Source organism: Brevundimonas sp. SORGH_AS_0993 (assembly GCF_030818545.1).
In the GTDB taxonomy this organism is placed as follows: Bacteria; Pseudomonadota; Alphaproteobacteria; order Caulobacterales; family Caulobacteraceae; genus Brevundimonas.
On sequence record NZ_JAUTAH010000001.1, the window covers coordinates 379906 to 392348 of the forward strand.

A 12443-nucleotide genomic window follows, 5' to 3' on the forward strand; every position below is an offset into this window, starting at 1 on the left:
TCGGCGCCGCCGATGATCGGCTTTGACGGAGCTTATGGATTCTCGCCGCAGGGGCGAGGATGACGAGGCGAAAGAAAGCGCGACCGTCGACACCTAATAGCGGTTCTGGGAGATTCGTTCGACAACATCCGTCAGGCGTGTCGCCGACGTGACCTTGACGCCCTTTGTCTTGGCTTGAAGGGCAGGGCCAAGCACCTGGTCGAAGCCCAGCTTCTGCGCCTCGCGCAGTCGGGCTTCGGTGCGGCCGACGCTGCGGACTTCGCCTGACAGGCCGATCTCGCCGAAGACGACGCAGCCCTGGGGCAGGGGCATATCCAGGGCCGAGCTGATCAGGGCCGCCGCCGCCGCCAGATCGGCCGCCGGCTCGTTGATGCGCAGGCCGCCCGCGACGTTCAGATAGACATCCTTGTCTCCGAACCCCAGGCCGCAGCGCGCTTCCAGCACCGCCAACAGCATGGCCAGTCGACCGGAATCCCAGCCGACGACGGCCCGGCGCGGGGTGCCATAGGCGGACGGGGCGACCAGGGCCTGCATTTCCACCAGAACAGGGCGGGAGCCTTCAATCCCGGCGAAGACGGCGGCGCCCGGCGCCCGCTCCTTGCCTTCGCCTAGAAAGAGGGCGGAGGGGTTGGCCACTTCACGCAGGCCGCTGTCGCCCATTTCGAACACGCCGATCTCGTCGGTGGCGCCGAAACGGTTCTTGCCGGCGCGCAGGATGCGGAACGGATAGCCCCGCTCGCCTTCGAAGGTCATGACCGCGTCGACCAAATGCTCGACCACCCGGGGGCCTGCGACCTGCCCGTCCTTGGTGACATGGCCCACCAGGACGATGGCCGGACCGTCGTTCTTGGCCAGGCGGACCAGTTCGCCGGCGCAGGCGCGGACCTGGGTGATGGAGCCGGGACCGCTGTCATGCACGTCGGACCACAGGGTCTGGACCGAATCCACGATGACAATGTCGAACTTTTCGCGCTTCAGCGTGCCCAGGATGTCGCGCAGGGCGGTGGCGGCGGCCAGGTTCACCGGCGCATCGGCCAGCCCCATCCGTTTAGCGCGTGCGCGAATCTGTTCGACCGCCTCTTCGCCCGAGATGTAGGCCACCCGTGCGCCGCGCAGAGCCGCCTTGGCCGCCACTTCGAGCAGTAGCGTGGACTTGCCCACGCCGGGATCGCCGCTGAGGAGTATGGCCGAGCCGGGCACCACGCCGCCGCCGCAGACGCGGTCGAACTCGGCCACGCCCGTGGCGATGCGCGGCGGCTCGGGCGTGTCGGACTGCAGCGTCTCGAACTGTATGCCGCGCCCGCGCGCCGAGGCGGCGGTCGCCGGCTTGATCGCGCCGGGCGGGGCCGAACGGCTTTCCTCGCTAAGGGTGTTCCACTGGCCGCAGGCGCTGCACTGGCCGGACCATTTGCCATGCACCGTGCCGCAGGACTGACAGACATAGAGGGCGGAATCGCGAGCCATGAGCTTCCTTAGCAGACCCGCCGATTCGGTCGGGCGTCCTGCACGGCATGGGACCAGCGGACGACAATTTCGGTCGCAGGCGAGGTCGAGGTGGCAACCTTTGCCGTAGCGACGGCGTTGAGCGTATGTCGCACCGGGTTCATGCCAGACAGCGGTGCGAAGTCAGTACTTCGTCAAGATGCATCAAACCCGTCAGACAAGGCGTCACCGATGACCGATCCTGTTTCCTCGTCCCAGCCCGCTGTCGATCCGGCCCTTGTCGCCCGCGTCAAAGGCATACTGACGCAGCCCAAGGCCGAATGGCAGGACATAGACCGCGAGTTCGCCACGACGAACAGCCTTTACACCCGCTACGCCATGATCCTGGCCGCAATCGGACCGATCGCGACCCTGGTCGCCGGCGTCGCCTTCGGGCATGCCTCGATCATCAGCGCCCTGGTCCTGGCGGTGCTGTCCTATGGGCTGGCGCTGGCGGGCGTGTTCATCCTCGGGCTGGTCATCAACACCCTGGCCTCCAGCTTCGGCGGCACGCCCAACCCGATTCAGGCGCAGAAGCTGGCCGTCTACTCCCACACCGCTGTCTGGGTGGCGGGAATCGCCAATCTGATTCCGGGGCTGGGCGGCGTGATCGCCCTGGTCGGCGCGATCTACAGCCTGGTGCTGCTGTTCTTCGGTCTGCCGATCCTGATGAAGGTCACGGAAGACAAGAAGGTCGTCTATTACATCGTGGTCCTGATCGCCGGCCTGGTGCTGGGCTTCATCGCCCTGGCCATCGTGAGCGCTGTGGCCATGGCCTTCGTGGTTTCGACCGCCGGTCTCGCCGCGTTTACCAGCGGCTACTGACGATAGATGCGCGGCACGCGGGGGGTGATCGAGGTCAAAAGCTCGTAGCTGATGGTCCCCGCCGCCGCCGCCGCCGCGTCGAGGGGGCGGTTGGGGCCGAACAGTTCGACCTTGTCCCCGACCGCGACGTCCAGTCCCGTCACATCCACAGCGCAGACGTCCATGGACACCCGGCCCAGCAAGCGGCGGGTTTCGCCCGCCACCCACGCTTCGCCGAGGGGGCTGTAAGATCGCAGCACGCCGTCGGCGTAGCCTGTGGCCACGGTGGCGACCCGCACCGGCCGGTCGGCGACGAAGCCGCGCGAATAGCCTACGCTCTCCCCCGCAGGAACCTCGCGCACTTGAAGCACGTCGGCCAGCAGGGCGGCGACCGGGGCGATGCGTTCGTCCGGGCGGCCTTCGGGACCGCCCCCGAACAGGGCCACGCCCGGTCGGGCCGCATCGAAGGCGAAGTCGGCGCCCAGGAAACAACCGCTGGAGTTGGCGAAAGACCTGAGGGCGCCAGGATAACGCTGGGTCACGGCGTCGAACAGGTCGCGCTGTCGCCGGTTCATCGGATTGGACGGTTCATCGGCGCAGGCCAAGTGGGTCAGGACCAGGGCCAGCCCTTCGAACGCCTCGGGCGCATCCTCTGGCCGGAAGCCGATGCGGTTCATCCCGGTGTCGATCTGAAGGCCGCAGGCGCCGCCGCCCGCCCCCGCCCAGGCCGCCATCTGCGCGGGCTGGTTCAGCACCGGCCGCACGTCCGCGGCCTTGAAATCGGCCGCGACCGCGCCGTGGCATCCGTCCAGCACATAGATGATCGGCTCAGGCCCCAGAGCCGTGCGCAGGGCCACCCCCTCTGCCGCGCGCGCCACGAAGAAGGTTCGCGCCCCCTCGGCCATCAGACGCTGGGCGCATGGGGCGGCTCCCAGACCGTAGCCGTCGGCCTTGACCACCGGATGGACAAGCGCGCCGATCTGCCTGCCCAGCGTGTGGTAGTTGCGGGCCAGGGCGTTCAGATCGACGGAGAGGACGGCGGGGCTGTGCATGCGCCCCTTATGCGCCAAGTCTGACATGATGGAAGAGGCCGCTATTCGTAGCTGACCTCTTCATAACCGTGGGCCAGGTTGCCGAAGCGCACGGTGTCGGCGTCGAAGGCCAGTTTGACGATGCCGATGGGGCCGTGGCGCTGCTTGCCGATGACGACCTCGGCCTGGCCCTGCAGACGGTCCATGTCCTGCTGCCATTGCAGATGTTCCTCTGTGCCTTCGCGCGGTTCGGCGCGGCCCAGATAGTAGCTTTCGCGATAGACGAACATCACGCAGTCGGCATCCTGCTCGATCGAGCCGGATTCGCGCAGGTCGGACAGTTGGGGCCGCTTGTCGTCGCGCTGTTCGACCTGACGCGACAACTGCGACAGGGCGATGATCGGGAGATTCAATTCCTTGGCCAGGGCCTTCAGGCCGCCGGTGATCTCGGAGACTTCCTGCACGCGGTTCTTCTGGCTGTTCCCGTCGCCGGTCGTCACCAGTTGCAGATAGTCGACGATGATCAGGTCCAGCCCGTGCTCCATCCGTTTCAGCCGTCGCGCCCGCGCGGCCAGCTTGGAGATGGACAGACCGCCGGTGGCGTCGATGTAGAGGGGGGCCTCGCCGATCTCCACCGCCGCGTCGCGCAGCTTGCCGAAATCCGAGGCGTCGATCTCGCCCTTGCGCAGCTTGTCCGACGACACGCCCGAGGCGTCGGCCAGAATACGCATCGCCAGTTGCTCGGCGCTCATTTCCAGCGAGTAGAAGGCGACCACCCCGCCGTTGACGGTCTTGCGTCCCTCGGGCGTCGGCTCCCACTGGTAGGCGCGGGCCACGTTGAAGGCCATGTTAGTGGCCAGCGCCGTCTTGCCCATCGAGGGACGGCCGGCCAGGATCAGAAGGTCGGACGGGTGCAGGCCGCCCAGTTTTCGGTCAAGATCGTTCAGGCCGGTGGCCAGGCCGGCCAGCTTGCCTTCGCGTTGATAGGCTTCGGCCGCCATCTGCACGGCGCCGGACAGGGCGTGGGAGAAGCTGACGAAGCCCGAAGACGGCTTGCCCGTTTCGGCCAGGGAATACAGGGTCTGTTCGGCCTGTTCGATCTGTTCGTCGGCGGGTGTCTCCGGATTGGGCGCCTCCTTGATGATCTCGCCGCCGATGCGGATCAGGTCGCGCCGCAGGGCCAGGTCATAGACGACCCGCGCATAGTCGGGGGCGTTGGCCGCCGGCGGCGCGCGATCGACCAGATCGGCCAGATAACGCAGGCCGCCGAACTCCTGGAAGGCCGGGTCCTGCTTGAACCGCTCCATCAGAATGGTCGGCTCGGCCAGCATGCCCTGGCGGATATGATCCTCGATGGCGTCGAACAGGCGCTGGTGGAAGGGCTCGTAGAAATGCGAACCGCGCAGCCGGTCGCTCAACCGCTCGAATACGCCGTTGTCGAACATCAGCGAGCCCAGGAGCGCCTGTTCGGCCTCCAGATTGTGCGGCATCGCGTTGACGCTGACGGGATCCATCGGGCTGGACGAGAAGGGCATGGGAGCGAAGGCGTTCATCGATTAACGCTTTACCCCTCCCACGCGCCTTCGTCAGACGGGGACGTCGCATGGGCCGTGGACAGTTCGCCCGACCTGTGGGCGAACGGAAATTCGTCAATGGACAGTTCAGGCGCAGGGGTAGTCGTGCGCCATCCATTCCCTGACGGCCTGGGTTACGCTGGTGTTGCGCCGCGCCGGGGGGATGGCGTTGAAACGGGCCAGAACGTTCTCGGCGGATAAGCTGATGCGCGCTCCTGCAGGCACGCAGGTCGCGGGGCGGCGGCCCGCGACCTGCGCGGCCTTCTGTTCGTCCCCGACAGTTTTGAAAGCCGTCTTCATCTCGTTCATCAGCCGTCGGGTATCGGAGCGCAACAGAGCGGTCGGGTTGCGGGGAATACGGTCAGTCGTAGTCAGGAACTCCTGTACCGACATGGCGCTGGCGGCGGAGGCCATGAGACTGACGACGACAGAGAGGACAGCGACTTTGGTCTTCATGCGGACATCTCTGTTGGGACGGCCCAGCTTGTTGCTGGGTGTATGAATGGCTGATGAACGCTGTCATCCGCCGTCCCTATGGATAGGTCCATTTCCCAATGGAAAAGGGGCGCTCCGAAGAGCGCCCCTTGCAGGTTGACTGCTGCGCTTGTGATCAGAAACTGTAGCTCAAACGTCCGTAGAAGAACCGGCCATTGAAGCCATAGGGCGAATAGCTGGGGAAACCGACCGAGCCGGTGGCGCCATTGACGTTCGTCGGGGTGGCGTTCGGATATTCGTCGGTCAGGTTGTTGACGCCGACGGCCAGAGACACGCCGAAGGGCAGGGTGTAGCGACCCTCGATATCGACCAGTACGGCGTCCCCCGTTTCGTAGTCCAGTGTCGCGTTGTTGTTTGCGACCAGCACACTGTCATAGCTGGTGCCCCGCAGGGTCGCGCCGAAATCATCCAGAGACCAGTCGACGCTGGCGACGATCTTTTTCTCTGGCGTTCCTTGTTCGAAGGACAATTTGGAAGACCGATCAAACAGGAAGTCGCCGGCCGGGGCGATCGCCAGGTTGCTGGGGACAGGCGGCGTTCGCGTCACCTCGGTTTTGTTGAAGTTGCCGGCCAAAGTGAAATCGAAACGACCGAAATTCTGAGTCGTTCGATAACGCCCGACGACGTCCACCCCGCTCGTGACCGTATTGACGCCATTGAGGAAGAAGCGGGCGCCGGTCACGCCATAAGGCGCCAGAAGAGCCTGAATCGCCGTCGTCGATGCGGGGGGTTGGCTGGGCCGCGAAACGCCCAAGGTTTCAGAATAGATGATCCGATTGTCGACCTCGATTCGATAGGTGTCGAGCGTCAGCTCGAACCCGCTGTTGCGGTAGACCGCGCCGGCCGAATAGTTGGTCGAGGTTTCAGGCTCCAAAGGCTTGGCGCCCAGGGCGATGGCGATCGGATCGTTCACCCGATAGGTGCCGTTCTGTTGCAGCACCACACCACTCTGGGTCGCCACAAGATTGGTGGCGACATAGCTGAAATACTGCTGCTGCAAGGCCGGTGATTTGAAGCCTGTCGAGATGGAGCCGCGCAGGGCGAAGGAGGGCGTGAAATCGTAGCGCATCGCCATCTTGCCGGTGAACTGGTCGCCGAAGTCGGAATAGTCCTCGTAGCGGCCGGCGACCCCGACGGTGAACTGCTCGGAGAACCGACCTTCCAGATCAAGATAAGCGCTGACGTTGTGGCGATCGACATCGACGGCGTTGGACGGTGCAAAGCCGGGGAAGCCCTGGGAACCCGACCCGCCGGTCGCCACTGGCCCCTTGTTATAGGACGTCGGCTCGCCTTCCGCGACGCTGAAGTCTTCACGGCGGTATTCCACGCCAAAGGCGACGTTCAGGGGTTCATAGAGATTGACCTCGACCTTTTTGAGCGCGTCGATGTCGACGGTCAGTTGGCCATAGCTCAAGGACCCGGCGTAGAACTGGGTCTGCGACGCCGCGCCGTATGAGGCGTTCAGCGAGTTGAGGACATTATAGTCCAGTTCGTTACGGCCATAGCCAACCGAAACGTCCCAGTCGAAGCCCAGCGCCGGACCCTTTGCACCGCCGTAGATATTATAGTCGACGATGTCTGCGGCGATGATCGGCAGGAAGCCGTTCGGATAGATGGCCGTAACGTTGTTGGAGTTGTTGTAGGCGCGCGCCGTCGCTGCCGATTCCGACTTGCGGTGCTGATAGCCGCCGAAGGCATAGGCTTCCCATTCGCCGGCCAGCGGCTTGCCGGCGTTGAAATAGCCGGAATAGGCTTCGGTATAGGGGTCGCCGAAGCGGCCGAGGACGGTGTTCGAACTGCCGTTGCTGACGGCGGAAAGTGCGGCGTAGTCGGATCGGTTTGTAGGCTGACGCTTCTGCGCTTCGCCCGACAAGGTCAGGAAGCCGTCGCCGAACAGAGGCAGGCCGACCCAGCCGGCCACCGAGGTCTGTTCGCCGTCCCGGCGGCTGTGGCTGCCGCGCGCGGTGTCGAAATCGGTGTCATAGATGCCATAGTTGGCGGTGACGCCGCCACCGCTGGAAGCTTGCCGCAGACGCAGGTTGATAACCCCTGCGATAGCGTCGGCGCCGTACTGGGCCGATGCGCCGTCGCGCAGCACTTCCACTGACGCCAGGCTGATCGAGGGAATGGAGTTCAGGTCAAAGGCGGTCGAACCGCGGCCGATGTTGCCGTTGACGTTGACCAGGGCGCCGACGTGGCCGCGCTGGCCGTTGAGAAGCACCAATGTCTGGTCGGGCGCCAAGCCGCGCAGCGTCGCCGGGCGAACATGGTCCGAACCATCCGAGATCGCCGGGCGCGGGAAGTTGATCGAGGGTGCCGTTGCCGCAAGCGCAGCGGCCAGTTCGGTCCCCGTGCCCTGTTTGGTCAGCGTCTCCCCGCTGATGACATCGACAGGTGCGATCGTGTCCAGTCGGCTTCGGCCGACGGTGCGAGTTCCGGTGACGACGATCTCCCCCACTTCAGTGGTCTCGGAAGACGAAGGCGTCGCCTGGGCGAAGGCCGACGAGGCGGCGAAGAGAGCAGTGGTCGAGGCGAAGGCCAGGAGGACCGCACGGCCATGTCCGAATTGCATTGATTATCCCCGGTAGAATGCGTGACGGCCATGTGATCGGATGCTCGACAGGCCGTCATGCCGTCATCCTCGGCCGAAAACGGGACGCAAAATTATTGCGCCTATCCGTGGATGTCGGGCCGCCATCGAAGGCTGCGGCCCCTAGGGGCATGTCGTCAAGCAAACTTCGTGTTCAGGTCGCGTCTCCGAGATCAACGATCTTTTCTTGTTGCAAACTTGTCATAACAGGGGCAGCCCGGCTGGCCGAAGAAAAAGGGGCGCGACCTTTCGGCGTGCGCCCCTCGTCGTCCTTACTCTTAGGCTAGGCTCACCACTTCAGGGCGATGCGGCCGTAAACGAAGCGGCCGTTGAAGCCGTAGGGAGAGAAGTTGGAGAATGGGAAGGCCCCCGAAGTGTTGTTGGCCCGCAGAACCTGGCGCGGGTATTCGTCCAGCACATTGTCGGCGCCGACGGCCAGGGTCAGGCGATCAGTAAGCTGATAACGCGCTTCCACGTCCACCACGACCCCGACGCCCAACTGCAGGTCCGTGGCCTCGGTCGCACCGGGCGCCAGGACGTCGCCATAGCCGGTGACGCGGAAGGTGCCGCCCAGCTTGTCGCGCGTGAAGTCGGTCTGGAACACGGTCTTCCAGGGGGGCGTGCCTTCTTCGAAGCGCAGGGTCGCCTGGCGCGCGAACAAGGAGACCGGCGTGGGCAGGATGCCCGAGCGGGTTTCGGGCGTCTTGGTCACGTCGAAGTCGTTGACGTTAGCCGCCAGGGTGAAATCCAGCGATCCGACCTCCGACAGGACACGATAGCGGGCGACCACGTCCAGCCCTGTCGTCTCCGTATTGACACCATTGATGAAGAAGCGGGCGGCGGTCGCGCCATAGGGTTGCAGCAGGTCGAAGATGGCGCGGGCGTTGGTGCCCGACGCCGCAGTGGCGCTGCCGGTCAGGGTCTCGGACAGGATGATCCGGTCCTTGATGTCGATGCGATAGGCGTCGGCCGTCAGCTCGAACGCACCCTTCCGATAGACCAGGCCCAGCGAATAGTTGGTCGAGGTCTCGGCCTCCAGCGGTGTGCCGCCCAGGGCGACGCCGACCGGGCTGACCGATGGGAAGGTGCCGGTCTCATATGGAACGTTGTTGATGTAGAGGATGGCCGTCTGGGTGAAGTACTGCTGCTGCAGGCTGGGCGCGCGGAAGCCGGTCGAGATCGCGCCGCGCACAGCGAACGACGGGGTGAAGTCGTAGCGGGCCGCCAACTTGCCCGACAGATTGTCGCCGAAGTCGGAATAGTTTTCGTAGCGCAGAGCGGCCGAGGCGGTGAAGTTCTCGACCAGTTCGCCTTCCAGATCGACATAGACGCCGACGTTGTTGCGATCCTTGTCCACCTCGTTCGCCGGGGTGAAACCGGTAAAGCCGCGCGATCCCCAGTTCAGATCCGTGCCGCCGATGTTGAGAAAGGTGCCGCGTTGGTAGGAGCCCGGCTCGCCGGCGCCTATCTGATAGGACTCACGGCGCGCCTCCAGGCCGAAGGCGACGTTCAAGGGGCCATAGAGGCCGACCTCGTAGCCGCGGCTGGCGTCGATGCCAAAGACTAGCTGATCGTAGGTCAGGGAGCCGGCGTAGAACTGGGTCGGCGAGGTCGGCCCCTGCGACGGGTTCAGGGTGTTCTCGACGCTGAAATCGATCTTGTTCCTGCCGTAGCCGAGGTTGATGTCGACGTCGAAGCCGCCGGCCTGACCCTTGACGCCGCCGGTCGCGGTCCAGTCGGTGGTGTCGGTCAGGATGTAGGGCAGATAGCCGTTCGGATAGACGCGGCCCGAAGTGTAGGCGGGGTTCTGGGCGTTGTCCGTCGGCGTGCGATAGAAGGCGGCCGCCGAGGCGTCGCGGGTCTGATAGCCGACCCAGCCGTAGGCGTCCCATCCATTGGCCAGCGGCTTGCCGGCGTTCAGATAGACGGCGAGATCCTCGGACTTGGGATCGCCCTGGCCGCCGCGAACCTGCGCGGGGCTGAAGCGCGGGTCGATGTCGCTGCGGTTCGTGCGATCACGGTCGCGGTATTCGACCGACGCCGTCAGGAAGCCGTCCGAGCCCAGGCTGAAGCCCTGCCAGCCGGCGACCGTCAGAGCCTCGCCGTCCTTCAGATCCTGGCCGCCGCCGTAGTAGCCCGTATAGTCTGTGCGGTAGCCGCCATAGGTGACGCTGGCGCCGCCCCCGCTGGACGCCTGGCGCAGACGCAGGTTCAACACGCCGGCGATGGCGTCCGAACCGTACTGGGCCGCCGCGCCGTCGCGCAGGACCTCGATCCGTTCGACGGCGGTGGAGGGAATGGCGTTCAGATCGACGGCCGCCGATCCGCGCCCGACCGAGCCGTTGGTATTGACCAGGGCGGTGGCGTGACGCCGCACGCCATTGACCAGAACCAGGGTCTGGTCCGGCCCCTGGCCGCGCAGGGTGGCGGGACGGATGGAGTCCGTGCCGTCGGTCGCCGAGGGGCGGGGGAAGTTCAGCGCGGGGACCGTGGCGGCCAACTGCGTGGCCAATTCGGTCGAGCCGCGCTGTTGCAGGGTTTCGGCGGTCACGACATCGACAGGCGCGACGGAGTCGAGGCGCGAGCGGTTTTGAACGCGGGTGCCGGTGACGACGATGTCATCGACGCTGTCGGCCTGGGTCTGTTGTTGGGCGAGGGCGGGGGTAGCGGCGATCAGAGCGAAGGCGGAAGCCGTGATCAGCAGGGCGGAGGCGGATTGGCGCATGGGGAGAGAGTCCTGTTTCTTGGTCTTGGCGCGTGTGCGGCTTGGTCGCCGTCTTGGGTAATCGGGTGTTCGAGGTCTTCGATCAGCACAGGGCGGCAGGCCGACATCGCCTGTGTCGGCGCAGAAAAACTGCGGGGTCTAGTGCATGAGGCATGGCGGGCTCCTGCCATCGACAGGCGACGGCGTCAGGTTTCATGGCCATATCAGGGCCGTCTCGTGGCGGGTCAATCAGTGACGGCGACCATGTTTCCTGATGCAAGGCGTTAGATTATCTATCTACCGGCTGGTTCGCAGCCGATCTTCCGCCTCTTCACGGACAGCAAAAAGGGCGCGTCCCCTGCGGAACGCGCCCTTGATGTCTTTGCCGGTCCGGTCCGAAGACCGGGCAGGGATCAGGCTTCGTCGCCGAAGCCTTCCTGTTGGCCGGCGCCGCCTTCGATCAGCTCCTGGGCCGATTGCTCGGCGGCCTGGCGCTCGTCGTCGAACTGGCTGCGGATCACGTCCTCGCCCTTGGCTTGACGCTCAGCTTCATCGGCCGAACGGGCGATGTTGATCTTGACCACAGCGCGGACTTCGGCGTGCAGGCGAACCGGCACTTCGTGAACGCCCAAGGTCTTGATCGCCGTATTCAGGACGACTTGCGAACGCTCGACCTTGCCGCCTTCAGCCTGGATGGCTTCGGCGACGTCGCGGCCTGCGACCGAACCGTACAGTTGGCCGGTTTCGCCGGCCTGACGGATCATGACGTAGGTCTGGCCGTCGATCTTGTCGGCGACCTTCTGTGCGTCGGCCTTGTTCTTCTCGTTGCGCTGCTCGATGGCGGCGCGGTCGAGTTCGAAGGCCTTAAGGTTGGCGGCGGTGGCCCGACGGGCCTTGTCGCGCGGCAGAAGGAAGTTGCGGGCGAAGCCGTCCTTGACAGTGACGACGTCGCCGATGGCGCCGAGGTTATCGACGCGTTCCAGCAGAACGACCTTCATCTTACTTCACCACATACGGCAGGAGGGCCAGATAGCGGGCGCGCTTGATGGCCTTGGCCAGTTCGCGCTGCTTCTTCTGGGAGACGGCGGTGATGCGCGAAGGCACGATCTTGCCGCGTTCGGAAACGTAGCGCTGCAGCAGCTTCACGTCCTTGTAGTCGATCTTCGGCGCATTGGCGCCCGAGAACGGGCACACCTTGCGGCGACGATAGAAGGGGCGGCGGCCGGCGGAGCCGGAGCCGGCCGGGGCGCCCGGAGTGGGGGCAGTCGTATCGGTCATGTTCCGGTTTCCTTATTCGGCGTCGGCGACGGCGTCTTCGCGCGGCGAACGTTCACGTTCACGCTCGCGTTCACGCTCGCGGCGGGCCAGCAGGGGCGACAGTTCCAGGTCGAGTTCCTCGACGCGGACGGTCAGCCAGCGCAGCACGTCTTCGTTGATCGACAGCTGACGCTCGACCTCGGCCATGGCGGCCGGAGGGGCGTCGACGGCCAGCAGCGAATAGTGAGCCTTGCGGTTCTTCTTCACGCGGTACGTCAGATTGCGCAGACCCCAGTACTCGATCTTGGCGACCGAACCGCCACCGGCGACGATCAGATCCTTGATGGTGTCGTTCAGCGCTTCGGCCTGTTGCGCCGAGATGTCCTGGCGCGTCATGACCGTGTGCTCGTAAAGAGCCATGCGGTAGTCTCCCTTGTGGGCGTCGGCGCGGAAACGACCGGGTAAGTCGGTCTCCACGATGGCTCCTGGCGCGGCGGCCGGACCGA

Annotated in this window: 10 protein-coding genes; 1 reads left to right on the plus strand and 9 read right to left on the minus strand. The window is 65.2% G+C overall.

Annotation, left to right across the window (positions count from 1 at the left end; all coding sequences use genetic code 11):
* Nucleotides 1-93: 93 nt before the first annotated feature.
* On the minus strand, nt 94-1464 hold the full coding sequence (gene radA, locus QE389_RS02070; protein WP_307364180.1) for a DNA repair protein RadA: 1371 nt from the start codon (nt 1462-1464) through the stop codon (nt 94-96).
* Nucleotides 1465-1674: 210 nt separating this feature from the next.
* Here radA and QE389_RS02075 point away from each other — a divergent pair, with 210 nt between their 5' ends.
* A complete protein-coding gene (locus QE389_RS02075) occupies nt 1675-2307 on the plus strand; it encodes a Yip1 family protein (RefSeq protein WP_307364182.1) in 633 nt (210 codons plus the stop codon).
* On the opposite strand, the gene alr is transcribed toward QE389_RS02075, so the two are convergent.
* The 8 genes from alr to rpsF form a co-directional block, all read right to left on the minus strand.
* On the minus strand, nt 2301-3338 hold the full coding sequence (gene alr, locus QE389_RS02080; RefSeq protein WP_307364184.1) for an alanine racemase: 1038 nt from the start codon (nt 3336-3338) through the stop codon (nt 2301-2303). The genes QE389_RS02075 and alr overlap by 7 nt on opposite strands.
* A 41-nt stretch (nt 3339-3379) precedes the next feature.
* Complete coding sequence (locus tag QE389_RS02085; RefSeq protein ID WP_307364186.1) at nt 3380-4870, minus strand: replicative DNA helicase; 1491 nt, start codon at nt 4868-4870, stop codon at nt 3380-3382.
* 108 nt (nt 4871-4978) lie between these two features.
* Nucleotides 4979-5347, minus strand: coding sequence for a hypothetical protein (locus QE389_RS02090; protein WP_307364188.1), 369 nt, complete (start codon nt 5345-5347; stop codon nt 4979-4981).
* A 154-nt stretch (nt 5348-5501) separates the two neighbouring features.
* On the minus strand, nt 5502-7958 hold the full coding sequence (locus QE389_RS02095; RefSeq protein WP_307364189.1) for a TonB-dependent siderophore receptor: 2457 nt from the start codon (nt 7956-7958) through the stop codon (nt 5502-5504).
* 307 nt (nt 7959-8265) lie between these two features.
* Nucleotides 8266-10701: a TonB-dependent siderophore receptor gene (locus tag QE389_RS02100; RefSeq protein WP_307364191.1), complete on the minus strand. Its 2436-nt coding sequence runs from the start codon at nt 10699-10701 to the stop codon at nt 8266-8268.
* Between the two features lie 392 nt (nt 10702-11093).
* Entirely contained in the window at nt 11094-11678 is a 585-nt protein-coding gene (gene rplI / locus QE389_RS02105) for a 50S ribosomal protein L9 (protein WP_307364193.1), read from the minus strand.
* A gap of 1 nt (nt 11679) precedes the next feature.
* Nucleotides 11680-11958 carry a 30S ribosomal protein S18 gene (rpsR, locus tag QE389_RS02110; RefSeq protein WP_054766014.1) on the minus strand — a complete coding sequence of 93 codons (279 nt, stop codon included), beginning with the start codon at nt 11956-11958 and terminating at the stop codon, nt 11680-11682.
* Between the two features lie 12 nt (nt 11959-11970).
* A complete protein-coding gene (gene rpsF / locus QE389_RS02115) occupies nt 11971-12357 on the minus strand; it encodes a 30S ribosomal protein S6 (protein WP_307368861.1) in 387 nt (128 codons plus the stop codon).
* Nucleotides 12358-12443 lie beyond the last annotated feature (86 nt).